This window comes from Paenibacillus sp. FSL P4-0113 (genome assembly GCF_038009305.1).
Lineage (GTDB): Bacteria > Bacillota > Bacilli > Paenibacillales > Paenibacillaceae > Paenibacillus > Paenibacillus polymyxa_D.
In genome coordinates, this window is sequence record NZ_JBBPAZ010000001.1 from 5,082,853 (window position 1) to 5,106,024 (window position 23,172).

At 46.3% G+C, this 23,172-nt stretch carries 24 protein-coding genes, 6 tRNA genes and 1 riboswitch; of the genes, 23 read left to right on the forward strand and 7 right to left on the reverse strand.

Annotated features, from left to right (window positions below; translation table 11 throughout):
* Positions 1 to 16: 16 nt before the first annotated feature.
* A complete protein-coding gene (locus tag MKX46_RS22175) occupies positions 17 to 2,239 on the forward strand; it encodes a Tex family protein (protein WP_039269623.1) in 2,223 nt (740 codons plus the stop codon).
* 103 nt (positions 2,240 to 2,342) lie between these two features.
* On the opposite strand, the gene cmpA is transcribed toward MKX46_RS22175, so the two are convergent.
* Positions 2,343 to 2,477, reverse strand: coding sequence for a cortex morphogenetic protein CmpA (cmpA, locus tag MKX46_RS22180; RefSeq protein ID WP_007429337.1), 135 nt, complete (start codon positions 2,475 to 2,477; stop codon positions 2,343 to 2,345).
* Between the two features lie 144 nt (positions 2,478 to 2,621).
* Between cmpA and MKX46_RS22185 the strand changes: the two genes are divergently transcribed.
* The 3 genes from MKX46_RS22185 to MKX46_RS22195 all read left to right on the forward strand — a co-directional run bounded on the left by MKX46_RS22185 (position 2,622) and on the right by MKX46_RS22195 (position 3,355).
* Positions 2,622 to 3,155 (forward strand): SprT family protein, encoded by a 534-nt coding sequence (locus tag MKX46_RS22185; protein ID WP_318626936.1) that lies wholly within the window; start codon positions 2,622 to 2,624, stop codon positions 3,153 to 3,155.
* A gap of 34 nt (positions 3,156 to 3,189) precedes the next feature.
* A tRNA-Asn gene (locus MKX46_RS22190) sits at positions 3,190 to 3,265 on the forward strand.
* A gap of 1 nt (position 3,266) precedes the next feature.
* Positions 3,267 to 3,355: transfer RNA gene (locus MKX46_RS22195), tRNA-Ser, on the forward strand.
* 178 nt (positions 3,356 to 3,533) lie between these two features.
* On the opposite strand, the gene MKX46_RS22200 is transcribed toward MKX46_RS22195, so the two are convergent.
* Together MKX46_RS22200 and MKX46_RS22205 are read right to left on the reverse strand one after the other, a co-directional pair.
* Positions 3,534 to 4,409: a Cof-type HAD-IIB family hydrolase gene (locus MKX46_RS22200; RefSeq protein WP_029516346.1), complete on the reverse strand. Its 876-nt coding sequence runs from the start codon at positions 4,407 to 4,409 to the stop codon at positions 3,534 to 3,536.
* A 69-nt stretch (positions 4,410 to 4,478) separates the two neighbouring features.
* Entirely contained in the window at positions 4,479 to 5,240 is a 762-nt protein-coding gene (locus MKX46_RS22205; protein ID WP_029516347.1) for a DeoR/GlpR family DNA-binding transcription regulator, read from the reverse strand.
* Between the two features lie 245 nt (positions 5,241 to 5,485).
* Here MKX46_RS22205 and MKX46_RS22210 point away from each other — a divergent pair.
* From MKX46_RS22210 to MKX46_RS22235, 6 genes are all read left to right on the forward strand, one after another.
* Positions 5,486 to 5,557, forward strand: a tRNA-Glu gene (locus tag MKX46_RS22210).
* An 86-nt stretch (positions 5,558 to 5,643) separates the two neighbouring features.
* Positions 5,644 to 5,719: transfer RNA gene (locus MKX46_RS22215), tRNA-Lys, on the forward strand.
* A 15-nt stretch (positions 5,720 to 5,734) separates the two neighbouring features.
* Positions 5,735 to 5,817: transfer RNA gene (locus MKX46_RS22220), tRNA-Leu, on the forward strand.
* 163 nt (positions 5,818 to 5,980) lie between these two features.
* Positions 5,981 to 6,436 (forward strand): MarR family winged helix-turn-helix transcriptional regulator, encoded by a 456-nt coding sequence (locus MKX46_RS22225; RefSeq protein WP_023987598.1) that lies wholly within the window; start codon positions 5,981 to 5,983, stop codon positions 6,434 to 6,436.
* 185 nt (positions 6,437 to 6,621) lie between these two features.
* Positions 6,622 to 6,996 (forward strand): helix-turn-helix domain-containing protein, encoded by a 375-nt coding sequence (locus MKX46_RS22230; protein ID WP_318626934.1) that lies wholly within the window; start codon positions 6,622 to 6,624, stop codon positions 6,994 to 6,996.
* Positions 6,997 to 7,089: 93 nt separating this feature from the next.
* The gene (locus MKX46_RS22235; protein WP_013309253.1) at positions 7,090 to 7,473 is read left to right on the forward strand and encodes a helix-turn-helix domain-containing protein; all 384 of its coding nucleotides are present in this window, start codon (positions 7,090 to 7,092) and stop codon (positions 7,471 to 7,473) included.
* A gap of 125 nt (positions 7,474 to 7,598) precedes the next feature.
* Here MKX46_RS22235 and MKX46_RS22240 read toward each other — a convergent pair whose 3' ends face one another.
* Positions 7,599 to 7,820: a hypothetical protein gene (locus tag MKX46_RS22240; RefSeq protein WP_029516349.1), complete on the reverse strand. Its 222-nt coding sequence runs from the start codon at positions 7,818 to 7,820 to the stop codon at positions 7,599 to 7,601.
* A gap of 342 nt (positions 7,821 to 8,162) precedes the next feature.
* Here MKX46_RS22240 and MKX46_RS22245 point away from each other — a divergent pair.
* Positions 8,163 to 8,245: transfer RNA gene (locus MKX46_RS22245), tRNA-Leu, on the forward strand.
* Positions 8,246 to 8,389: 144 nt separating this feature from the next.
* Here MKX46_RS22245 and MKX46_RS22250 read toward each other — a convergent pair.
* Complete coding sequence (locus MKX46_RS22250) at positions 8,390 to 8,875, reverse strand: glutathione peroxidase (RefSeq protein WP_069012206.1); 486 nt, start codon at positions 8,873 to 8,875, stop codon at positions 8,390 to 8,392.
* 466 nt (positions 8,876 to 9,341) lie between these two features.
* A riboswitch (cyclic di-AMP (ydaO/yuaA leader) is annotated at positions 9,342 to 9,514 on the forward strand.
* A 115-nt stretch (positions 9,515 to 9,629) separates the two neighbouring features.
* Between MKX46_RS22250 and MKX46_RS22255 the strand changes: the two genes are divergently transcribed.
* The 5 genes from MKX46_RS22255 to kdpC all read left to right on the forward strand — a co-directional run bounded on the left by MKX46_RS22255 (position 9,630) and on the right by kdpC (position 14,928).
* Positions 9,630 to 10,025, forward strand: coding sequence for a hypothetical protein (locus MKX46_RS22255; RefSeq protein WP_023987603.1), 396 nt, complete (start codon positions 9,630 to 9,632; stop codon positions 10,023 to 10,025).
* 183 nt (positions 10,026 to 10,208) lie between these two features.
* Entirely contained in the window at positions 10,209 to 10,286 is a 78-nt protein-coding gene (locus MKX46_RS25645; protein WP_071559652.1) for a potassium-transporting ATPase subunit F, read from the forward strand.
* A gap of 149 nt (positions 10,287 to 10,435) precedes the next feature.
* Positions 10,436 to 12,112, forward strand: coding sequence for a potassium-transporting ATPase subunit KdpA (kdpA, locus tag MKX46_RS22260; RefSeq protein WP_341071798.1), 1,677 nt, complete (start codon positions 10,436 to 10,438; stop codon positions 12,110 to 12,112).
* A 37-nt stretch (positions 12,113 to 12,149) separates the two neighbouring features.
* Positions 12,150 to 14,180: a potassium-transporting ATPase subunit KdpB gene (gene kdpB / locus MKX46_RS22265; protein WP_029516352.1), complete on the forward strand. Its 2,031-nt coding sequence runs from the start codon at positions 12,150 to 12,152 to the stop codon at positions 14,178 to 14,180.
* Between the two features lie 19 nt (positions 14,181 to 14,199).
* Positions 14,200 to 14,928: a potassium-transporting ATPase subunit KdpC gene (gene kdpC / locus MKX46_RS22270; RefSeq protein WP_341071799.1), complete on the forward strand. Its 729-nt coding sequence runs from the start codon at positions 14,200 to 14,202 to the stop codon at positions 14,926 to 14,928.
* A 107-nt stretch (positions 14,929 to 15,035) separates the two neighbouring features.
* Here kdpC and MKX46_RS22275 read toward each other — a convergent pair whose 3' ends face one another.
* Positions 15,036 to 16,355, reverse strand: coding sequence for an Nramp family divalent metal transporter (locus tag MKX46_RS22275; protein ID WP_029516354.1), 1,320 nt, complete (start codon positions 16,353 to 16,355; stop codon positions 15,036 to 15,038).
* Positions 16,356 to 16,940: 585 nt separating this feature from the next.
* Between MKX46_RS22275 and MKX46_RS22280 the strand changes: the two genes are divergently transcribed.
* From MKX46_RS22280 to MKX46_RS22290, 3 genes are all read left to right on the forward strand, one after another.
* Positions 16,941 to 17,360, forward strand: coding sequence for an organic hydroperoxide resistance protein (locus MKX46_RS22280; RefSeq protein WP_029516355.1), 420 nt, complete (start codon positions 16,941 to 16,943; stop codon positions 17,358 to 17,360).
* Positions 17,361 to 17,483: 123 nt separating this feature from the next.
* Positions 17,484 to 17,810: a hypothetical protein gene (locus MKX46_RS22285; protein ID WP_013309265.1), complete on the forward strand. Its 327-nt coding sequence runs from the start codon at positions 17,484 to 17,486 to the stop codon at positions 17,808 to 17,810.
* A 129-nt stretch (positions 17,811 to 17,939) separates the two neighbouring features.
* Positions 17,940 to 18,365, forward strand: a complete 426-nt coding sequence (locus MKX46_RS22290) for a thiol-disulfide oxidoreductase DCC family protein (protein WP_029516356.1) — start codon at positions 17,940 to 17,942, stop codon at positions 18,363 to 18,365.
* 8 nt (positions 18,366 to 18,373) lie between these two features.
* Here the strand turns inward: MKX46_RS22290 and MKX46_RS22295 are convergent, their stop codons facing one another.
* Positions 18,374 to 19,150: a DUF3153 domain-containing protein gene (locus MKX46_RS22295; protein WP_049816931.1), complete on the reverse strand. Its 777-nt coding sequence runs from the start codon at positions 19,148 to 19,150 to the stop codon at positions 18,374 to 18,376.
* Between the two features lie 238 nt (positions 19,151 to 19,388).
* On the opposite strand from MKX46_RS22295, the gene MKX46_RS22300 reads away from it, so the two are divergent.
* Genes MKX46_RS22300 through MKX46_RS22315 form a run of 4 tightly spaced genes read left to right on the forward strand, consistent with a single transcriptional unit; the run spans position 19,389 to position 22,958 of the window.
* Positions 19,389 to 20,360, forward strand: coding sequence for a metal ABC transporter solute-binding protein, Zn/Mn family (locus MKX46_RS22300; RefSeq protein WP_341071800.1), 972 nt, complete (start codon positions 19,389 to 19,391; stop codon positions 20,358 to 20,360).
* Positions 20,361 to 20,374: 14 nt separating this feature from the next.
* Positions 20,375 to 21,139, forward strand: a complete 765-nt coding sequence (locus MKX46_RS22305) for a metal ABC transporter ATP-binding protein (protein WP_029516358.1) — start codon at positions 20,375 to 20,377, stop codon at positions 21,137 to 21,139.
* A 5-nt stretch (positions 21,140 to 21,144) separates the two neighbouring features.
* On the forward strand, positions 21,145 to 22,074 hold the full coding sequence (locus MKX46_RS22310; protein WP_029516359.1) for a metal ABC transporter permease: 930 nt from the start codon (positions 21,145 to 21,147) through the stop codon (positions 22,072 to 22,074).
* A complete protein-coding gene (locus tag MKX46_RS22315) occupies positions 22,071 to 22,958 on the forward strand; it encodes a metal ABC transporter permease (protein ID WP_029516360.1) in 888 nt (295 codons plus the stop codon). The genes MKX46_RS22310 and MKX46_RS22315 overlap by 4 nt, the downstream gene beginning before the upstream one ends.
* Positions 22,959 to 23,172 lie beyond the last annotated feature (214 nt).

Below are 23,172 nucleotides of genomic sequence, written 5' to 3' on the forward strand. Positions count from 1 at the left end.
GGAAGAAGGGATAGGTTTGTCTAACGAGGAAACGAAGACGGAAATCCGGCAGGAGCCGAACGAAGCAGAACGCCAAGAGCGGATTGTCAAACAAGTGGCGAGAGAGCTGTCGCTGGCACTCAAGCAAATCCGGACAACGATCAGTTTGTTGGATGAAGGGAATACAATTCCTTTTATCGCGCGTTATCGTAAGGAAATGACAGGAGAGCTGGATGAAAATCAGCTACGTGAAATTGAAGATCGTGTAGTGTATTTGCGTAATCTGGAGGATCGTAAGGTAGAGGTCATCCGCATTATTGATGAGCAGGGCAAGCTGACGGAAGACCTGCAGGCGGCTATCACCTCTGCGGTTAAACTTCAGGAAGTGGAGGATCTGTACCGTCCGTATCGGCAAAAGCGCAAAACCCGCGCCAGTGTAGCAAAGGAACGGGGACTGGAGCCGCTGTCCATCTGGATCTGGAGCCAGCCGAAGCAGGGCGATGCTCTGAAAGAAGCCGAGTCTTATGTAAATGCGGAACTGGGAGTGGACAGCGCTGAGGCGGCCATCCAAGGAGCCTTGGACATTTTAGCTGAAAATATAGCGGATGATGCGGCTATTCGCCAATGGGTACGCCGATATACGCTGGACCATGGTATGCTGACCTCCGAAGCGAAGGACGCAGAGCAAGAATCCGTGTATGAGAACTACTACAGCTATCGTGAACTCGCTAAGAAAATGCCACCTCACCGTATTCTGGCGATTAATCGCGGGGAGCGGGAAGGCATTCTTAAGGTTGGTCTGGAGGTAGTGCCAGATTCTATTTACAATTACGTGGCAGGCCAAGTGATTAAAGGATCGTCTGTCGTGCAAGATCTGCTGCGCAGTGTCATTGAGGATGCGTATAAAAGACTTATCGCGCCGTCTATCGAGCGTGAAGTGCGCGCTGAAATGACGGAGAAGGGCGAGCAGCAGGCGATCTCCATTTTTGCAGGCAACTTGCGCAGCCTGTTGCTACAGGCTCCGATCAAGGGCCGACGTGTGCTCGGTGTCGATCCGGCCTATCGGACAGGCTGCAAGCTGGCGGTTGTCGATGACACCGGCAAGCTGCTCGAAGTGGCTGTGACGTATCCGACACCACCGAACAACAAGAAGCGCGAGGCTGCTGAAAAGTTCAAGCAGCTGATTGCCCAATACGGGATCGAATTGATTGTCATTGGTAACGGAACCGCTTCGCGCGAGACAGAGCAATTCGTAGCGGAAGTCATCGCGGACATTGGTGACAGCAGTCTAGCGTATCTGATCGTCAATGAGGCGGGCGCAAGCGTATACTCTGCCTCCAAACTGGCACAGGAGGAATTTCCCGATTTGGACGTGGCCGAGCGCAGTGCGGCTTCCATCGCACGTCGTGTGCAGGACCCGCTGGCTGAGTTGGTCAAGATTGAGCCGAAGGCTATTGGTGTAGGCCAATACCAGCATGATGTGTCGCAGAAACATCTGGATGAAAGCTTAAAGGACGTTGTCGAATCAGCCGTTAACCATGTCGGTGTAGATGTGAACACGGCTTCCTCTGCGCTGTTATCCTATGTAGCAGGGATCAATGCGACGATTGCCAAAAACATCGTTAAGTACCGCGAGGAAAACGGTAAATTCAGCAACCGTCGTCAGTTGCAGAAGGTGCCGCGTCTTGGTGCAAAAACCTACGAGCAATCTGTTGGCTTTATCCGTATACCGGGTGGAGAAAATCCGCTGGATCGCACACCGATTCACCCTGAATCCTATGCTGTCGTAGACCGCCTGTTGGCGGAACTGGCCATCAATGCCCACGATCTGGGCACCAAGGCTGCAACGGAAGCACTGAACGTGTCCAACATTGACGAATTGGCCGCGAAGCTGGAAGTCGGCGTGCCGACACTGAAGGATATTCTGGACAGTCTCCAGCGTCCGGGCCGTGACCCGCGTGACGAGCTGCCGTTGCCGGTATTCCGCAAGGATGTGCTGAAGATCGAGGATCTGGCACCGGGTATGGAGCTTCAGGGAACCGTCCGCAATGTCATTGATTTTGGCGCGTTTGTCGATATCGGTATTAAAAGTGACGGGTTGGTTCATATTTCACAGCTGCGCAGTGGCTTCGTAAAGCATCCGATGGATGTCGTATCTGTCGGTGATAACGTAACGGTGTGGGTGTTAAATGTTGATTTGAAAAAAGGCAGGGTTGGTCTGACGATGAAACCTCCTGCAGAGGCGCAATCGCAGGCATAATACTTTAAATAAAACTGTACAACCTTCTTGTGAAGGGTTAACAAAAGCCGGAATCTCCGAACGCATCGGAGATTCCGGCTTTCATTTTGGATGCCTTTAGCTTTTACCCGTTGTTGGCATCGAACTCCACGCCAGGTGCTTTATGATAAAAAAACCAACAATCGTTCAACAGTTTAATTTGGCGCCGGTCCTTTTTGTAAAAGGCCCGCATGAGCTGATTGCTGAGCCATTGAGGCAAGCCGATCTCCTCCTCTGCGTTACATCTGTATGCTTAGCATATGGGGTGGGTACCTAAAGTGTGCTTATGAATTGGGGGTTAGACTTCGGCCGTTATTTTATAATATGCTTGTCAGTAAGGAGCAAAGGAGGAGAGACCGTAAGGATGGAGTCCAAGTCCCTGAGCAATTCAATGAACCATTCAATGAGCCGTTCTATGAGTAATGAAGAGCTTCAAGAATGGGTAGAGCGCATTTCGCTGGAGAGCTTCGGTGTGCCGTTTCGACATCAAGCCACCTTTAATGCACGCCTGTCTTCCACAGGCGGTAGGTATTTTATGAAAAGTCATCATATTGAAATTAATCCACATCAACTCGTAGCTTACGGACGTTCTGAGGTGGAGAAAATTATTAAGCATGAGCTGTGCCATTATCATTTACATTTGCGCGGGATGGGCTATCAGCATCGAGATGCTGACTTCAAAGCATGGTTGGCCCGTGTAGGAGGAAGCAGGCATTGTCAGACTCTGCCGGGAAGAACGGAACGTAAGCCTCAGCCTTATCGTTACAAGCTAGTATGCGTTTCCTGTAAACAGGAGTATATGCGCAAGCGTAAGATGAATCCTCAGCGATATCGCTGTGGGAAATGTGGAGGTAAGCTTCGCCTGTTGCACTTGACGGCACCCCCTGAATCATGGTAAATTAACCATACTGTAAGATAATTTACAGTAATGTTCCCTGATAGCTCAGTTGGTAGAGCACTCGACTGTTAATCGAGTTGTCACAGGTTCGAGTCCTGTTCGGGGAGCCATGGAGAGGTACCCAAGTGGCTATAAGGGGACCCTCTGCTAAGGGGTTAGGCTGCGAAAGCGGTGCGAGGGTTCGAATCCCTCTCTCTCCGTTGGTATTTGAAGCAGAAAAGGACGCTCGTATGCATTGTAATAATGCTTACGAGCGTCCTTTTCGTCTATATCTGCTTTAAGAATAACGGTGGACCGGAAATTGTTTAAATGGAGAGACGAACGTGCTGCGTACGGCATGAAGCGACGTCAGCCTGTCTTGTAAGCAGCCAATGACTTCTATTTCACAGTGTCGGCCTCAACTGTCTTGAGTATGTTCAACAGAGCATGAGCGACGCCATCTTCCGTATTAGTCAGAGTCACTTCGGAGCAGACGGCCTTAATGTCGTCTTTTGCATTGCCCATGGCAATGCCTCTTCCTGCCATTGTCAGCATGGAGATATCGTTGTAACTGTCCCCAATCGCTACAGCTTCCTGCATGGGAATGCTCAGATGATTCGCCAGATAACGCAATGCATTACCTTTAGACGCGTCCTTATGCTCGACTTCAAAGTTACGGTCTGAAGAGATGACCATGTTCAGGCCCTGAAAACTTTGGTAACGCTCACGGCCCCGATCCAATTTGGCTTGATCAAAGGAGAAACAGAGCACGTTATAAATCTCTACATCCAGTGGAATGTCCTCATATGAAGCGATGCGGGTATGTCCGGTCTGTTCATATTGTTTTTCGGCTGCGTGTAATAATGTATCCAGCGAAATATCCGGGTTGGCGCTCAGCAATCGATCCATTTCAACAGCAAGTAGCTGATGTCCGTTTTGTGGAGAATAAATAGCGCGGTCTGTCATGACCTCATAGTAAAAGTCGTTATCGTGCAGCCAGCTCAGCACTTCAAACGTTTCACTGCGGCCCATAGGAGTAGAGGTTAACTGACGACGATGCACATCGTGTACGGTTGCCCCGTTTGCTCCAATGACGGGAGTTATAAGTTCTGCTTCCTCTAGCTTTGTCCAGGCGTCATAAGCGGCTCTACCAGTGGCAATTGTCACCTGAACGCCTTGCTTTTGTGCTTGGCGTATAGCCTCCGCGTTCACTTTGCTTATTTTTCCTTCCTCGTTCAGCAGTGTTCCATCCATATCAATCGCAAACAGTTTCATTTCTCTCCAACTCCTGTCTTTCGATATCTCTGTGATAAATCTTGAGTTCTAGCTAAGCAGTCTCATATTTTATGAGGGGACAACAACTTCAATATCATGATGTTGCAAAATTTCCAGCATTGCTGGTTCTGGCAAGCGATCGGTGATCACGATATTAACTTCAGATAAATCAGCAAAACGATACGGGAAATTAATTCCGAATTTCGAATGGTCCGCAAGGATGATCACCTGATCCGCCTGTTTCATCATCTGATGCTTCAGCATACCGTCTTCTTCATGAATCAGGCTTAGTCCGTGAGATGATATGCCTCCAATCCCGATAAAAGCTTTGTCTACAAAATAGTGAGACAAAGTGGCGATTACGGACGAGCCATATACATACCGGTGCTCTTTTTGCAGGCGGCCTCCCAACAGATGAATGGAGACACCGTCTTTTCCAGATAGTACGTCGGCCTGATTAATTGAATTGGTGATAACCGAACATTCCTGCACATTCAGTCTTTCTGCACACGCCTGTACGGTGGTAGAGGAATCCAATATAATACGATCCCTATCTCGTACCATGTTGGCAGCCAATTGTCCGATCACTTGTTTCTCCTCAGATACAGTAAGCAGTCTTTCGTTATAATTTCCAATTGGATCGTGATGCAGTTTAGGGAGAAGGGCGCCGCCGCGGGTGCGAATAATTTTTTGATGCTCCTCAAGTTTTACCAGGTCTCGACGGGCCGTATCCCGTGAAACATTAAAAATTTCACAAATATCATCCACCGAAATACGCTTGTGAAGCTGTAAGTAATCAACGATTTTTAACATTCGTTCTTCCTGATACATAGAAAGCTCCTCTGATATATAATGATTTCGGTATCTCGTAAGTGATTATAAGTAAATGTAAGTGATATTGCAATCATTTATCATGATTTTTCAGGGATTAAATGATTCTAGATAAGTTAATGTAAGTGGACATGCATTTTGTAATGATAAAAACTGCTTTTTTTAAAATTTCAAAAATAAGTATTGCCATTTGTTATTCTATTTGATATACTCTTTCTTGTCGCCAAGTTGGCGCATAATAATAAGGCCCGTTGGTCAAGGGGTTAAGACACCTCCCTTTCACGGAGGTAACAGGGGTTCGAATCCCCTACGGGTCATTGTTGTCTTTATAGACTACATGTTGCATGCTTAAGGGAAATTCCTGAGGTCTGGTCTAATGGCGGACAGCTTGGATGAACAGCATGAGCCATTAGCTCAGTTGGTAGAGCACCTGACTTTTAATCAGGGTGTCGAAGGTTCGAGTCCTTCATGGCTCACCATTTATATTTTGTTATGCGGTCGTGGTGGAATGGCAGACACGCTATCTTGAGGGGGTAGTGAGCGTACGCTCGTGGAGGTTCGAGTCCTCTCGACCGCATCAATGGAATGAACGGAAAAGTCTCTCGCGGTAGAGGCTTTTTTTATTTGTGTAATGATGTAATAAAGTAATGATTATGATGAAATAATGATTCCATAGTATAATATAACGCCATAATGTTATAGAATGATAAGTATAAACTTATGAAGTGACGGTGAAAAATATGGACACTCAACTGTTAGGAAATATATCAGAAAATATTTTGGGCTTGTTTCCGATTGTGAAGAAGAAATTTTTCACCTACGGTCCGCTCGATTTCCCATTACACTTGTCGCCTAATAACTTTCAGGTGCTAATGCTCCTGCGTGAAGTACGTTCGTCTACGGTATCTGATTTATCCAAACAGCTCAATGTCTCACGTCCGAACATGACTCCTCTTCTGGACAAACTGGTGGAGCATGGGTTGGCTGACCGCCAGTCGTGTGATTCGGATCGCAGAGTCGTGAATGTGGCGATTACACAGGAAGGCGATGCTTTTTGTGAACAGGTATTTCATACCTTCTCCAATAAAATTCAAGAAAGACTGGTGTATCTGCCAGAAGAAGATTTATTGCATCTGAGTGAAACTTTGAATGAATTGAAGCATATTTTACTTAAAATCGACAACTCTGCTACGTGATTGGCGTAAGTGGACTGGCTTAAAGACCGCCCTTTCTTCGGAAAACAGGCGGTTTTTGTTGCGTGTTGTGGTATAATGGAAACCAACATACATAATTCGGTAATTTTAGCATACGTGATCTTTGAAATGGGAACAGAGAACATGATATCGTTATTTGAGAGCCTGCTAGGGAGGAAGGAACTTCTATGCAATCTATTTACCATCGCATCGAGGAACTCATCAAGGAACGGGGAATGACGAAAAAGGCGTTCTGCCAGCAGTTAGGCATTAGTACAGGGAACTTCGGGGATTGGAAAAGAGGAAAAACGACGCCGGGCACGAATAAACTCATTGAAATCGCTTCTTTTTTTGATGCGAGTCTGGACTGGATTATGCTGGGTCGAGATATACAGGGTGAGGTGCTAAAGGAGTCGCAAGACCCTTATTTTTTTGACGCTTCAGGGCAACTGAATTGCCAGGGGGAACCGCTTAGTGAGGCGGAAAGAAATTTTATACTTGAGTATATTGAATTTACCCGCTTTCGTAAAGAGAAAAACCAGCGCAATTCTACTATGGGGTAATGGTTGCTTAGGATTTAATGGGGATTACTAATGAGTAAGGCTGAAAAATGAAAATTATTTCAGAAAAAGTTACTGTTTCGGAGGGGAAACATTTTGGGAGATCAAACTATTTATCAACGGATTGAAGCTTTGATTAAAGATCGGGGAATGACCAAGAAGGCATTTTGTGAAAAGCTTAAAATCAGTTCAGGGAATCTCGGTGATTGGAGAAGGGGGAAAACAACGCCGGGTACCACTCATTTAATTCAGATTTCGGACTTTTTTAATGTATCGCTCGATTGGTTAATGAAAGGGATTAAGCCGGGAGAAGGCGTACTTCAGGAGCAGAAGGCTGCTTATTTTTTTGGAGTGATGGGGCCACTGAATTGCCAGGCAGAAGATCTTGAGACGGAAGAACAGAATTTTATTTTAGAATATGTTGAATTTGCGAAATATCGTAAGCAAAAAAGTGAGAAGGATAAAACAAAGCCGGAATGATTTTTTTGGCTAAAGATTGTCTGGGTTGAAAACCCGTAAACGAACTGGAGGGGTTCGCTTTACGGGTTTATTTGGTTTCTTGGTGATATGGAATGACCTGTATGTAACTGGAATGCTTGTTGGATTTAGAGTGGCGATGCCTCCTTATAATCGTTATCGTCGATGTTCAGAATTGCAGCAACTTGTTTTCTGTACCTTTGTGCTTTGCGGGTGCCGTGAATCAGATTGGACAAGCGTGAAGGCGGAATATTGTGTGTCTCACAAAATGTTTTCTGATCCAGTCGAAGTTCGACAAGCCGTTGTTTGATGGCCCACCCGAAGGAGGTGACAGGCATTTTGTTGTTCAAAAGAAATCGCCCCTTACGGATTCTTACGGAATAATTGGTGTGTTATAATAATCATCAGTAAACATGTTAGAATTAACCATCTGAAACTATGATACACTTTTATACGTGTTTTTACAATCGTAAATACGTTATTTCGTCAAATTAATTACTTAGTTAAGTGCTAGGTGGTTCTGATAATCCGTAAGGGGGCAACATTAATGCATAGTTCAGCAAGCGGTTATCTTTATGCAGGACGGTATTATTATCGCTCATATATGTAAGTTAAAATAATTATAATATTTTTGTTTACAAATAGTTGATGAGAGAGTATAATAAACCTGTTGCCTCAATACATTATGATTTGCGGTCGTGGTGGAATGGCAGACACGCTATCTTGAGGGGGTAGTGGGCGTACGCCCGTGGAGGTTCGAGTCCTCTCGACCGCATTATATGCAAGACCTAGTTAAAAAAGCATCCTGACACGGTTTACGTGAAAGGGTGCTTTTTTTGTTAAGCATTTTCGTTATATTCTTTAGCCACGGAAGCCACGGTTGCAACAGGTCGTTTATTAACTGTGATAATGAAGAATGTCAGTTTTGCTGCAAAAGCTTCTCTATATCTCCCGCCAGTTTATCTGGAGTGGTTTGCGGTGCATAGCGCTTAAACACGTTACCTTCTCTTGTAATTAAGAATTTAGTAAAATTCCATTTGATCGCTTTGGACCCTAATACCCCCGGAGCTGTTTGGGTCAGGTAGCGAAATAAGGGGTGTGCTTGATCGCCATTGACATCTGTCTTGGCGAACATCGGAAAGGTGACACCATAATTGATCTGGCAAAACTCGGAGATCTCCTCACTGGAACCTGGCTCTTGTTTGGCAAACTGGTTGCTGGGAAATCCCAAAATTTCGAGCCCCTGTTCATGATACTGGTCATATAGCTCTTGTAGCGCTTTGTATTGGGGGGTTAACCCACATTTGCTGGCAGTGTTCACGATAAGCAGAACGTTCCCTTCAAATGTGGATAACGGAATTTGTTTCCCTTGCAGGGTTTGCGCATCATATTCATAAACGGTCATAGCATCTCTCCTCATTCAATATTCAGCAATTAAATTTTAGACAATTTAAAGAAGGGTTGCAAGCCTGGAAAAGCTGTATAAAGCCTTCAGGCGCTGTAAAATCGTATTTTGCTCAAAACAGTAAATCGCACCGCAAATGGAGCGAATTAAGTTGTTTCTTCTTATAAAAGCGGGTTAAATCGGTGTTTAGCTGGTACATATAGCGTATTTTCTTCTCTTTTTACAAAAAAAGGCCAATAACGCTTTACCCTACGCCAATATTGACATGCTTGTCATTTTCAAAAAGGGATGAAAAACAGAGATTAAAGGAGATGTGAGAAGCATAGTTGCATTGTAAGCGTTATTATTAATCTTCTATGCTCTAAAGCCCGATTTATAACCCTGCAGTTGAGCTTTACAGTCTTCCATGCGCGGGTGTATGATTCAAGACGTAATTTCAAATTAACTTGAATGAAGCAACAACGAAATGTCTATAGCGCTGAATTTTGCAGTTGCAAAAGCGGGGGAACCAATCGAGACTGTACGGCTTCGGAAGCCGTGTGTCTCATGGGGTGAATTTTCCGGTCAAGTGCCAGAAATAGGGCGACTCTCACGTCCGAATCCGACAGCTAACCTCGTAAGCGTACAGGGAGAGGCAACAAACCGCCGTGTGCAGCCATGGTTTATTTTATCATGGATATGTCAGAAGCCGGAGGAAAGCCTTTTTCCTTCGGCTTCTTTTTGTTGTCTTTTTATACCGGGAGAGGAGCTACTGATGGAAGGTCGGTTAATTATTGTCACTGCACCGAATGAAGCGGGCAGAAGTTTTGTGAAATTGCTTATTTTCAAAAAATTGGCGTTTGCAGTTCTCACGAATAGCGCCCAGGAGGAACGACAGCTCAAAAAAATGGGTGTGGAGCACATTGTCCGCATCAATACCATGCAAGCGGGAAAATGGAATTTTCCAAAAAAAGAAATTGGTAGTGTGTATTTGTTCGAGAACAGCTTGAATCTGACTTGCCGTTTCCTGCAAATATGTCGACCACTAACATCGGAATCGATCTATGTTATTACACACGGCTGTAATCCACAAGGAATTTATCGGGGATTGGGAGCGGACCATGTGATCTACACATTGAACGGAGAGGTGGGTTTTCTGCTGAACGGATAAGCACTTATGACATAGTTGTTTTATGATTTTATGATGGAATAAGAATGGCGATCTGAGGATCGATACGGAGGGTATAAACATGATGGATATATACATGCTGCTCGTCATGGCTGTGAGTTATGGAGTGATACTGCTGTTTGTACGCTGGTGTGATGCGCAGACCTCTAAAGGAGGACGAAGAGGATGATCGTTATACTCGGGCTTACGGCTATTGTGTTTATGTATTTAATCTACGCACTCCTGAACCCTGAAAAGTTCTAGTCACTTGTAGGGATAGAGCGGGCGGGAACAACAGATCTGAGCATTAAAGCATCATTGGTAGCAGGTTTTCGCAAACGTGTGCACTTCATAGATGGTCTAATCGGGTCTGTTGTTCCAAACGCAGGAGCATTTTGAAGGAGGAATAGAGGATGGAGCTGCTTCAAATTGGAATTGTGATCGTTATATTGCTGCTCTTGGTAAAGCCAATGGGTACATATATGTATCATGTATTCTCGAATGAACCGAATCGAACGGATCGGATTTTTGGCAGAACAGAAAAGCTGATTTATAAGGTAGTAGGCTTGAAGAAAGTGGAGAGCATGCGTTGGACTACGTATGTTATGAGTTTCATTGCTACGAACGTCGTGCTTGTGGCAATCAGCTACTTGCTGTTGCGTTTACAGGGAATGCTTCCCGGTAATCCGGCTGGAAACAGTAATATGGAAGCATCACTAGCTTTTAATACGGTAATCAGCTTTATGACGAATACGAATCTCCAACATTATAGCGGAGAAAGCGGGCTTACGTATCTGACACAGGTGGCGTTCGTCACGATGATGATGTTCACTTCGGCTGCTTCCGGTTTTTCGGTTGCTGCGGCTTTTATGAGAGGATTGACGCGGCGCGGTGAAGGGATGGGCAATTTCTTTCAAGATTTTATTAAAGCTATTATAAGGATTTTCCTGCCACTGGCCTTTGTGCTTACGCTGGTGCTGGTGGGATTGAAGATACCACAGACGCTACAGCCTACGGCGGATCTTACGACGCTGAGCGGAACACAACAGCAAATTTCTATGGGACCCATTGCTTCTCTGGAGTCCATCAAGCATTTGGGGACGAACGGGGGCGGTTATGCGGGAGCTAACTCTGCGCATCCTTTTGAAAATCCAAGTCCTTGGACGAACGTGCTGGAAATTTTGGCAATGTGGGTAATGCCGGCTTCGTTGCCGTATACCTTTGGATTGTTTGCCCGTAATCGTAAGCAGGGCTGGATTATTTTTAGCTCCATGATGGTATTGTTTCTAATTTTTCTATCCATTACGTATGTGTCTGAGAAGACAGGTAATCCGTTAATCCAGACACTGGGTGTGGATGCTTCTCAGGGAAGCATGGAAGGGAAAGAGGTTCGTTTCGGTATTGGACAATCGGCTTTATTCACTGCGGTCACAACAGCGGCAACGACAGGTTCGGTCAATAATATGCATGATACACTAACCCCGCTAGGTGGCATGGCTGCTTTGGGAGAAATGATGCTAAACGTCATTTTTGGCGGCAAGGGTGTCGGGCTGATGAATATGCTGATGTATGCGATTCTGGGTGTGTTTATATGCGGACTGATGGTCGGGAGAACTCCGGAATTTATGGGAAGGAAAATTGAAGGCAAGGAAATGAAGCTGATCGCCATTGCCATTTTGGTACATCCGTTTCTCATTCTCGCCCCAACTGCGCTTGCGTTTATGAGTCATTGGGGATATGATGCGGTCACTAACCCTGGCTATCACGGGTTGACTCAGGTGCTCTATGAATATGCGTCATCTGCCGCAAATAATGGTTCGGGGTTTGAAGGTCTTTCAGATAACAACGTATTCTGGAATGCAACAACGGGGATGGTTATGTTCTTCGGGCGATATGTATCTATGATTGCATTGTTGGCTGTGGCGGCTTCGTTGAATGCCAAAGCGCCGACTCCGGTGACGACGGGGACACTGCGCACGGACAACAAGTTATTTGGAGCCATTCTGATCGGGGTCGTGCTGCTGATTGGTGCGTTGACCTTTTTACCTGTCATCGTATTGGGACCTGTTGCTGAATTTTTGACCATGTGAAGAAGAAAATGAGAATGGATGAACGGGGTGTTTGACCATGAAGGAACAACGCAAACACATGCTGGACAGAAGCATCTTGAAGCATGCGATCAAGGATAGCTTTATAAAATTAAATCCGATGATGATGATGAAAAATCCTGTCATGTTCGTCGTGGAGATCGGTACATTGGTCGTGCTGCTAATGTTACTGTTTCCCGGTTATTTTGGAACTGACAAGGAAATAGGCTTTAACCTGGCCGTGTTTGTTATTCTGTTGTTTACGTTGCTTTTTGCCAACTTTGCCGAAGCGCTCGCGGAGGGGCGGGGTAAGGCACAAGCTGCCTCTTTAAAAAAATCCAAGCAGGACACGCAAGCTAACAAGCTCGTCGGAAATGACATTCAGGTGGTTAGCTCAACCGAGTTGCGTAAGGGGGACGTAGTTATTGTCTCCCAGGGTGAAATGATTCCAAGCGATGGTGAGGTCATTGAAGGTTTGGCTTCGGTGGATGAATCTGCAATTACGGGAGAATCGGCTCCGGTCATCAAGGAATCGGGTGGTGATTTTTGCTCGGTAACCGGCGGAACGCGAGTGGTTAGTGACCGGATTAAGGTGCGGATTACGACAGAGCCGGGCGAGACATTTATTGATAAAATGATTTCGCTCGTGGAAGGCGCTCAGCGGCAAAAAACGCCGAATGAGATTGCGCTGAACACTTTGCTGATTAGCTTGACGATTATTTTTCTAATTGTGGTGGTTACGCTAGCGCCGATTGCCCGTCATTTTAACATTGATTTGCCTGTTCCTGTGCTGATTTCGTTGCTAGTCTGTCTGATTCCAACCACGATTGGAGGACTGTTGTCAGCCATCGGGATTGCCGGTATGGACCGGGTCACCCAGTTTAATGTGCTAGCCATGTCAGGCAAGGCGGTAGAAGCTTCTGGGGATATCAACACGATGATTCTGGATAAAACAGGTACAATCACCTTCGGGAACCGGATGGCGAGTGAATTCGTGCCTGTAGAGGGCGTGGAGAAGGCAGAGCTAGTGAAGTGGGCAGCGACTAGCTCTATGAAGGATGAGACGCCAGAGGGTCGCTCGGTTCTCGAGTTGATGCGCAAACAGGAGCATACGTTGGATGAATCCTTGGCGGCAGGTGGAACCTTTATCGAATTCAAGGCGGAGACCCGGATGAGTGGTCTGGATCTGGCCGATGGACGAAAGGTACGCAAGGGCGCAGTGGATTCCGTTCGGCAATGGATCGTATCGCAAAATGGCAGTGTTCCAGCCGATCTGGAGGAAAAAGCGAATCAGGTAGCCTCTGAAGGAGGTACACCGTTGGCAGTCGCGCTAGATGATCAGATATACGGTATTATTTATTTAAAGGATACAGTGAAGCCAGGCATGAAGGAACGGTTTGATCAGCTCCGGGAAATGGGTATCCGTACGATCATGTGTACCGGAGATAATCCGCTGACAGCAGCTACAATTGCTCGAGAAGCGGGTGTGGACGACTTTGTAGCTGAGAGCAAGCCGGAGGACAAAATCGCGGTTATCCGACGTGAGCAGGAACAGGGTAAGCTGGTTGCCATGACTGGAGACGGCACCAATGATGCACCTGCGTTGGCGCAAGCCGATGTAGGTCTTGCCATGAATAGCGGCACAGTCGCGGCCAAAGAAGCGGCTAATATGGTGGACTTGGATTCCGATCCGTCCAAAATTATTGAGGTGGTCGCGATCGGCAAGCAGCTGCTTATGACGCGCGGAGCATTGACAACGTTCAGCATTGCGAACGATGTTGCCAAATATTTTGCCATCATCCCGGCGATGTTCATGCTAGCCATTCCACAAATGGGCGCTTTGAACGTCATGGGGCTTGGCTCCCCGCTGTCCGCTATTTTGTCGGCGTTGATCTTTAACGCGGTTATTATTCCGCTTTTGATTCCGCTGGCCATGAAGGGCGTGAAGTATAAGCCGATGAGCTCGGATCGCCTGCTGGGACGGAATTTGCTGATTTACGGTCTGGGCGGTATGGTCGTACCGTTTGTCGGTATAAAGGCCATTGATTTGCTGGTGCATTTGTGGATTTAGCGCAGAAAGGGTGAACGACATGAGTGGTTTTTATCGGATGATGTCTGGACGCAGATTTGCTGCACACGAAAAAGCTGAATCTGGCGGACAAGGTCATAACAAACATACAGGGACCGAGACTGTGTCGGAAGGAAAACCGGAGAGACAAGAGATGCGAGGAAGTACAGTTATTGGAGTGGCTTTGCGAACTTCGGTGCTGATGATTCTCTTGTGCGGTTTGGCATATCCGCTAGCCAGTACAGGAATAGCGCAGGTTCTGTTTCCGCAGCAAGCAAACGGCAGTATGCTTCGTGACGCGGAGGAGCGGGTGGTCGGCTCCGAACTGATTGGGCAGTCTTTCACTGATTCGGCGTTTTTTCAAGGTCGGGTATCGAGCGTTGATTATAATGGGGTTGGTTCAGGCTCTAGTAACTACGCACCGTCGAATCCGGCCTTGATACAGCGAGTCAAGGACTCTATTGCGGATTGGCAGAAGCATAACCCGGATGTACCCGTTAGTCAGGTTCCGGTGGACCTGATTACGAACTCCGGCTCTGGTCTAGACCCACACATTTCTCCACAGGCGGCACGGGTGCAAATTCCGCGCATAAGCGGCTTGACGGGTATCCCGCAGGATCAACTGAGAGCACTGGTGCAGGAGCAGACAGAAGGCCGCAACGCCGGCGTGTTCGGCGAGCCGCGTGTCAACGTGCTCAAGCTAAATCTTGCGCTTGAGGCGCAAATGAAGGTAGAGCCTGCCAAGCGTTGAGCATTCTCTATGTATACAGGACAAATAAAATAGGAAACAAAAAAGGTATTTCGCTGCCATTGGGGCAAGTGAGATACCTTTTTAATATATTCATATTTGGCTACCGATTAACCTGAAATCGTTTGGATGATGAGCACTACATTCAAGATAATGATGATAGCGGTCACGATCCAGGTTAGTACTTTTTGCCACATTTTATTTGCGAATTCACCCATAATCTTTTTGTCGCTGGTAAAGAGCAGTAATGGAATGATGGCAAAGGGAAGCTGGATGGATAGGATGACCTGGCTCAGCACAAGCAGTTCCTCCGCACCTTTTTCCCCTGCGATGGCAGTGACGATAACCGCTGGAATGATCGCGATGAGGCGGGTCACCAGACGACGCAACCAAGGTGAAAGACGAAGATTCAAAAAGCCCTCCATCACGATTTGCCCGGCTAAAGTGCCTGTTACGGTCGAGTTTTGACCAGAGGCCAGTAACGCTACCCCAAATAGTATGCTCGCCAGTGTGGTTCCCAGTAGGGGCGAAAGCAGATAGTAGGCATCGCTAATTTCGGCTACATCTGTTCTTCCTGCCGTATGGAATACAGCAGCTGCCACGATCAAGATGGCGGCATTAATAAATAATGCGAACATCAGCGCTATACTGGAATCCCAAGTTGCAAATGTAATAGCTTCCCGTTTACCTGCTGAAGTCTGCTCAAATTTGCGAGTTTGTACAATAGAAGAATGCAGATACAGGTTATGCGGCATTACGGTAGCACCCATAATACCGATAGCAATATACAGCATGCTTGGATTCGTCAAAATTTGCGAGTCTGGTACAAAGCCACCCAATACGCCGCCCCATTCCGGTTGTGCCAAAATGAGATTAATGCCAAAACAGCCGGCAATCGTCGCCATCAGTACAATGACGAGGGTTTCCAATGCCCGAAAGCCTTTGTTTTGCAGCAGTAAAATGAGCATAACATCAAATGCGGTAATGATAACTCCGTATAGTAACGGTAGACCAAACAGCAACTTCAGCGCAATGGCTGAACCGATGACCTCGGCTAAATCCATGGCTGCTATGGCAATTTCGCACAAGAGCCATAAGCCGATCGCGACAGGACGACTGTAGGCATCACGGCACATTTGAGCCAAATCTTTACCTGTGGCAATGCCAAGCTTGCCAGATAAGGCTTGCAGCAGGATGGCCATTAGGTTGGAGATTAGAATGACACTAAGCAGCGTGTAGCCGAATTTTGATCCGCCGGCGATGTCTGTGGCCCAGTTGCCGGGGTCCATATAGCCGACTGCGACCATATAGCCGGGTCCAGCAAAGGCAAGAAACTTCCGAAACCAGGTCCCGTCTTTTGGGACGCTCAAGGAACGATTCACTTCCGACAGTGAAGCGATTTCCGCGAAGTTACCCTTTGTATTTTTCATACGCTTCACCTTCTTTATGGATGTTGAAATATATTATTAGTGACATAACGATTGTGTTATCCCTATTGTACACTCCCAATAGTTTTTGTCTAGTACAACTTTTGTGTGGTCAAGCAAGTTAATCGTATTTTTGAAGCAATATGGCCATCGTATAAGCTGAACCATAGAAAAACCAAGCTATATCGCTCTGAGGGGAGCGGCTTGGTCGTTTTGGATTTTTTAAATTGTTGTCCATCTTCCGGGTGAACGCCCGTTCCATATTTTATCAATTTCCTTCTCATGTGCGACAGGGTTATCCCATCAAATTGGTAGGATTATGAAATGGTCTTACCTTATTCTGTCCCCGAAAATTAAACGACTGGTGGAGATGGTTGTTCAATGTAGACGGCCCAAGTAGGAGCCTATAACATATAGTGTAAACATGGTGGGGTGGAACTAAACGGTAAATGTACTAGTTTACATCCATATTTCAAATGATTCATTTTATGTAGTTCGTTTAAAGTACATACGAGAAGGAAATCATGTATTAACATGACGATAGGTTCCTGCGGAATGCAAAAGATATAGTGAAGGAGAGATGAAAACATGGAAGCATTATACACAGCATCAGCAACGGTACATGGTGGAAGAGACGGTTCAGTCGCTTCATCCGATGGAGTTTTGAAGCATAAGCTCAGCACGCCGAAGGAACTGGGTGGCGCAGGTGGAGAAGCTACGAATCCAGAGCAATTGTTTGCGGCAGGCTATGGTGCCTGCTATGAGAGCGCATTGGCTAATGTGGCCCGGAAGGCTAAGGTGAAGGTGGACAATGTTGAGGTCACTAGCCACGTATCTATCGGCAAGGATCCAAGCGATGGCGGCTTCCAGCTGGCGGTACGTCTGGATGTGAAAATACCCGGTATTGAACGCGCCCTGGCCGAAGATTTGGCACGCCAAGCGCATGATTTTTGTCCGTACTCCAAAGCAACACGCGGTAACATTGATGTCGAGCTTAATGTCATTTGACTGCATTTCTATAACTTCTACACTCTGGCCGCCGATTTATCGGGGGCTTTTGCACATAGATCTTGATTCGCTGAGATTCACGACCATTTGACATCATCGCCAAAATTCATTAAGATGGCTTAGGTGATTCTGGTCATCAGGTACGAAACAAATTTGAAAAATACGGGTGATATGATGTCTTACAGACCGAATATTGTTAATTTCACGCTGGCTGGCAGCAACGAAAAAGAAGGGCTTTATGAGTTTAAAATGAGTTTGGCCGATGGAACGGAGTGCCGCGTTTTTTCTCAACGTCATCCGGAGTGGACCTTGACGAATATTAGTCGACTGCTAACGACGCCTTGCCCGGTATGCCATAAGGATTTTATCTGCAAGTGTATGGATAAGTTCCATGAGGAGTTTTTAGAGCAAATTAATACGAAACAGCTGTTTGAGAAAGCATTGAGCTAGTTTTTCGAACAGGTAAAGACTATACATTTCTAAACAAGCGTCGGATAATTTCGGCGTTTTTTTGTTTATATTCATATGGTTGCGTTGATGGTATTCATGCCGTTGATTTCCCTGGAGGTGAAATGCTATATGAACCAGTCTGATCATGCTCATTCAGATCACTCCATTGTGTTGGTGGATGGGGTATGCCACTTTTGTCAGGGAGCAGTCCGCTTTATTATCAAGCGTGACCCTAAGGGAACATTTCATTTTGGTTCCCTGCAATCCGAGGCAGGACAAGAACTATTACGTGCAGGAGGACTATCTGCGGATCAGCTGGATACGTTCGTGCTGATTGAAGACGGTACGTATTATACAAGGTCCACCGCGGCTTTGCGAATTGCCAAACGTCTTCGTTTTCCATACCCGCTGGCCTATGGTTTCATCCTGGTACCCCGCTTTGTGCGCAACGCAGTCTATAACTGGGTGGCGCGTAACCGATATCGTTGGTTTGGCAAGGATGAAGAGGATCAATGTCTGATCCCCCCACCAGAAATTAGACAACGATTTTTTTAGTTTCTTTTTTAAGTTTCTTTTTTGGAGCGATGTCTACGAATTAGTAAGATCACAGCGATCACGATCAATATCAGGCTCGTAACAGCTACATACATGATATGTCGTACATTGGGCACGTTAACAGACAATTTTAGCTCGTTAGATTCCAATGGAGCAATGTTCCAGTACAGTGTTTTTCCGTCTTCCGACACACGGTCCGCATTATGGGTAGCAGGTTGGATGGGTAAGGATAGGCTGAAGTTAAGATCCAGCTGCCGCTCCAGTAATTTGCGCGCAAACACATTCATTTGCTTAAATTTGTCACTCAGTCCTTGAGCTTCTTCAGGAAGCATCCGTGGTAGATCGAGCTTCATGGTAAGATCAATATTCGTTGTGAAAAAATGTTGGCTCACAGCGCGCTTTATTTCTAATCCCTCAGGTAGATGTAATCCCTGACTGGGATTTTTTTTGTTTGTGCTCCAATCTCCTTGATAATGCCCCTTGATTTGATATCCCTTTCTTCCCTGTTCAGCTAGCGGCTGTACATCTACATTGTTGCTTTGAATACGCTTGACTAATTGATCTAGCACCCCGGGATTGTCCAACATCATCAGTGTCTGGTTGTTTACGCTGAACGTCGCATCCATATCTACACTTTGATCGAGATGAACATCTACATGGATGTCACCTCGAGCACAGGAAGTTAGGGCAAGCAGACAGCATACCAGCATAAAAATGAGCAGTATTTTTCGTATCCGAACTTGCCGACGTTTGTTCCGATATGGGCTGTACCCTATTGGCTTCATGACCTACACCTCTTTATATGTATTCTTTGGTTTAACGATTGGATATCTTCTATATATTACACATTGGGAGAACGAAAATCGAACGGTATAACGAAATACATAAGAAGAATTATATTTCACAAAATGTTTCCCTAGGTAAAAACTTTAGTGTATACTCTAAAATATAGTATTGATAAAAAATAATTGAATCAAGGAAATAGTTTGTCCCAAAACGAAATTCAAAGGAGGATTTTAAAACATGAACAAGCAGTTTAAGAAGGCTTTGCCGCGCTGGGTAACGACAGTTGGAGTATTGTCTCTAGCTCTGGTTCTAGCGACTGCATGTACCGATGCTAAGAAGAAAGAGCAGGGAAGTGCGAGAGAGACGGGACAAAAAGTAAAGGCTACGGCTACCATCGGTATGATCTCTGACATTGTCGGCAAGGTCGGCGGTAATCATGTGGAGGTCACGGGAATTATGAAGTCAGGCGTTGACCCGCATTTGTACAAGGCTTCACAGGGAGATATGCGCAAGCTGGATCAGGCCGATGTTATTTTTTATAACGGGTTGCATCTGGAAGGTAAAATGCAGGACATTCTGGAGAAAATCAGCAAGCAAAAACCCGTCATACCCGTGTCCAAGAACATCACACAGGATCAGTTGCGTGCAGGTAGCCCGGAAATGGGATCTGAGCATGATCCACATATCTGGTTTAACGTACAGAATTGGATGTCTGCGGTAGAAACCGTCAGAGATGAATTGTCGACGCTAGACGCTGTTCATGCGGAGGAATATAAGGCCAACGCAGAAGCCTATCTTACTGAGCTGCGAAAGCTGGATGATTACACGAGAGAGCAGATTGCCAGTATACCGGAAGCCCAGCGCGTGCTTGTCACTGCACATGATGCTTTCGGCTATTTCGGAGATGCCTACCACATTCAAGTGAGAGGACTTCAAGGTATGAACACAGAATCAGAAGCGGGTTCTCAAGATGTGACCAAGCTGCGAGATTATTTGGTGGAGCATAAAATCAAGGCCATATTCGTAGAATCTAGTGTTCCGAGAAAGGCCATAGATGCGGTTATTCAGGGGGCCGCTCAGCAAGGTCATACAATTGAGGTTGGTGGCGAGCTGTATTCGGATGCCATGGGTGAAGAGGGCACAGAAAATGGAACATATATCGGAATGGTCAAGCATAACGTCAATACGATTGTTAAAGCTCTTAAATAAGGAGGCAGAGATACATGGGGCATTCACCACTTGTCGTTCGTGATTTATCGGTAGCTTATCAAAAAAAGCCCGTTTTGTTCGATGTTTCCTTTGAGGTGCCGGAAGGCAAGCTGATTGGTATTATCGGCCCGAACGGGGCTGGGAAATCTACACTGATCAAGGCAACGCTTGGATTGATTCCAAAGCTTAGGGGCGAGGTGCTAGTTTACGGCAAGCCCTATAAGCAACAGCTGCTTAAGGTTGGCTATGTACCACAGCGGGAGTCGGTGGATTGGGATTTTCCGACGAACGCATTGGATGTGGTTTTGATGGGACGGTATGGCAGATTGGGCTGGTTTAAGCGTCCGGGAGCAGCAGATCGTCAGGCTGCAATGGAGAGTTTGGACAAAGTTGGAATGAGCCAATATGCAGACAGACAGATTAGTCAATTGTCTGGCGGCCAGCAACAACGTGTTTTTTTAGCCAGAGCACTCGCGCAGGACGCTCAGCTTTATTTTATGGATGAACCGTTCGTCGGTGTGGACGCTGCAACGGAAAAAGCCATTATTTCATTGCTCAACGATCTGAAACAGCAGGGTAAAACCGTGCTTGTCGTTCATCATGATTTATCTACAGTCACGGATTATTTTGATCAGGTTATGCTGTTGAACGGGCATCTTATGGCGTTTGGAGAGACGACAGATATTTTTACCGAGGAAAATCTGCAGCGTACGTATGGCGGGCGTCTGAGTATACTCAAAACAGGCCCGGATTCCGGCACGATACTTGGAGTGAGGTGAGCAGTATGACAAGCTTGGCAACGCTTTTGACCGATCCAAACATGCAGTGGATTTTGCTGGGCTGCATTTTGCTCGGTTTAAGCAGCGGGGTGATTGGCAGTTTTATGTATTTGCGCAAGCAGTCGCTCATGGGAGATGCTTTGGCACATGCGGCTTTGCCGGGGGTATGTGTGGCATTTATGATCACAGGTACAAAATCTGTGTTTGGATTTATGATTGGGGCCGCCATTGCAGGGATTGTTGCGACCTTTGCTATCAGTGCGTTAACCCGGTATTCGCGAATTAAAAGCGATTCGGCGATTGCAGCGGTGCTGTCGGTATTTTTTGGCTTTGGCATTATGTTGTTGACCGAAATTCAGCATAGTGGCGCAGGAAACCAAAGCGGATTGGACAAATTTCTATTTGGTCAAGCTGCGGCAATGGTATTGTCTGATGTCTATACGATGGCGGTAATTTCAGTGGTACTCATCGGAATATGTATATTATTTTTCAAGGAATTTAAGTTGCTCAGCTTTGATCCTGGCTTTGCGCGCGGACTTGGTTTTCCGGCAGGTTGGCTGGATAAGTTGTTGATGCTATTGATTGTCATTGCGGTGGTTGCTGGCATTCAGGCCGTGGGAGTCATAATGATGGCTGCCTTGCTGATTACCCCGGCAGTGTCGGCAAGATACTGGACAGAGAAGCTGGGTGTCATGGTGTGTCTATCAGGCTTGTTTGGTGCTATAGCGGGGCTTGGTGGGACGCTCATTAGCTCTCTGGGGCAAAATCTGCCTACAGGACCGTTATGTGTGTTGTGTGCGACTGTGGTGTTTGGAATGAGCTTGATTTTTGCGCCGCAGCGCGGGATGATCTCCAAGGCTATCGTTCGGTTGAACGCCAGGAAAAATCTGGAGCTGACAGTCGGAACACAGCCAAGGGAGGAGCGTGCCCTATGAGTTCATTTTATGTAATTTTGACGGGAATGTTAGTGGCAGGGGGATGTAGTATCGTTGGGTGCTTTCTTGTGCTCCGAAAAATGGCTATGATCGGTGATGCAATCAGTCATGCGGTACTACCGGGGATTGTCATTGCCTTTCTCATTAGCGGATCGAGAGATTCGGTGTGGATGATGTTTGGTGCGGCAGTGCTGGGTCTTCTAACGGTGTATTTGATTCAGCTGTTCCAACAAAGCGGTCTGCAAAGTGATGCTGCCATTGGCGTGGTGTTTACGTCATTGTTTGCTATCGGTGTTTTGCTGATCAGCGTGTTTGCTTCCAATGCCCATCTGGATATGGATCACGTTTTATATGGGGAAATTGCTTATGTGCCGTGGAATACGTTAGAGATAGCCGGCTTTGATGTAGGTCCGAGGGCTGTGTGGATTACGGGTGCGATGTTTTTGATCAATTTGCTCGTGATAGGGGGCTTTTTCAAGCAATTTAAAATTACTTCCTTCGATCCCGCTTTGGCAGCTTCATTAGGCATTCCAGTTGTTTTTTTTCATTATCTGCTGATGAGTCTCGTCTCACTAACGACGGTGGCGTCATTTGAGAGCGTGGGCGCAATTCTGGTGGTTGGCATGCTCGTTGTACCGCCTCTTACCGCTTATTTGCTGACGGAGAAGTTGTCCCGTATGATTGTATACAGTGTCGGACTTGGAGCCATCAGCTCGGTCGCAGGCTTTTACACAGCAAGTGTATTGGATGCTTCTATTGCGGCATGTATGCTGTGTGTATCGGGTGTGTTGCTGCTTTTGGCTTTTCTCTTTTCCCCGTCTCATGGTGTGGTATGGCAAAAGTTAATTCAACAACGGGGGATCGTTGGCGAAGATAGCAAGTGATTGTAGGAAGTGATCCCATATGAGTTACCCAAAATAGCGTGCATTCAGGCATAGGAGACCTGAATGCACGTTTTTTTGCGCTTATGCTACCCTGTGCGGCTTTTTTTGGGGCAAGCTTGATTGATCATCTTGAATTGATTGGGACACGGGAGTACATTCATTACAACCATATAAGATGGACGGAACGAGCGGCTACGCTGTGGGGAGGAACGAA

Excerpts from the sequence above, each read along its gene's own strand:
- MKX46_RS22185 (WP_318626936.1), top strand. The coding sequence starts at position 2,622 with ATGGAGTCCAAGTCCCTGAGCAATTCAATGAACCATTCAATGAGCCGT.
- MKX46_RS22200 (WP_029516346.1), bottom strand. The coding sequence starts at position 4,409 with ATGAAACTGTTTGCGATTGATATGGATGGAACACTGCTGAACGAGGAA.
- MKX46_RS22205 (WP_029516347.1), bottom strand. The coding sequence starts at position 5,240 with ATGTATCAGGAAGAACGAATGTTAAAAATCGTTGATTACTTACAGCTT.
- MKX46_RS22225 (WP_023987598.1), top strand. The coding sequence starts at position 5,981 with ATGGACACTCAACTGTTAGGAAATATATCAGAAAATATTTTGGGCTTG.
- MKX46_RS22230 (WP_318626934.1), top strand. The coding sequence starts at position 6,622 with ATGCAATCTATTTACCATCGCATCGAGGAACTCATCAAGGAACGGGGA.
- MKX46_RS22250 (WP_069012206.1), bottom strand. The coding sequence starts at position 8,875 with ATGACCGTTTATGAATATGATGCGCAAACCCTGCAAGGGAAACAAATT.
- MKX46_RS22255 (WP_023987603.1), top strand. The coding sequence starts at position 9,630 with ATGGAAGGTCGGTTAATTATTGTCACTGCACCGAATGAAGCGGGCAGA.
- MKX46_RS25645 (WP_071559652.1), top strand. The coding sequence starts at position 10,209 with ATGATCGTTATACTCGGGCTTACGGCTATTGTGTTTATGTATTTAATC.
- kdpA (WP_341071798.1), top strand. The coding sequence starts at position 10,436 with ATGGAGCTGCTTCAAATTGGAATTGTGATCGTTATATTGCTGCTCTTG.
- kdpB (WP_029516352.1), top strand. The coding sequence starts at position 12,150 with ATGAAGGAACAACGCAAACACATGCTGGACAGAAGCATCTTGAAGCAT.
- kdpC (WP_341071799.1), top strand. The coding sequence starts at position 14,200 with ATGAGTGGTTTTTATCGGATGATGTCTGGACGCAGATTTGCTGCACAC.
- MKX46_RS22275 (WP_029516354.1), bottom strand. The coding sequence starts at position 16,355 with ATGAAAAATACAAAGGGTAACTTCGCGGAAATCGCTTCACTGTCGGAA.
- MKX46_RS22280 (WP_029516355.1), top strand. The coding sequence starts at position 16,941 with ATGGAAGCATTATACACAGCATCAGCAACGGTACATGGTGGAAGAGAC.
- MKX46_RS22290 (WP_029516356.1), top strand. The coding sequence starts at position 17,940 with ATGAACCAGTCTGATCATGCTCATTCAGATCACTCCATTGTGTTGGTG.
- MKX46_RS22295 (WP_049816931.1), bottom strand. The coding sequence starts at position 19,150 with ATGAAGCCAATAGGGTACAGCCCATATCGGAACAAACGTCGGCAAGTT.
- MKX46_RS22300 (WP_341071800.1), top strand. The coding sequence starts at position 19,389 with ATGAACAAGCAGTTTAAGAAGGCTTTGCCGCGCTGGGTAACGACAGTT.
- MKX46_RS22305 (WP_029516358.1), top strand. The coding sequence starts at position 20,375 with ATGGGGCATTCACCACTTGTCGTTCGTGATTTATCGGTAGCTTATCAA.
- MKX46_RS22310 (WP_029516359.1), top strand. The coding sequence starts at position 21,145 with ATGACAAGCTTGGCAACGCTTTTGACCGATCCAAACATGCAGTGGATT.
- MKX46_RS22315 (WP_029516360.1), top strand. The coding sequence starts at position 22,071 with ATGAGTTCATTTTATGTAATTTTGACGGGAATGTTAGTGGCAGGGGGA.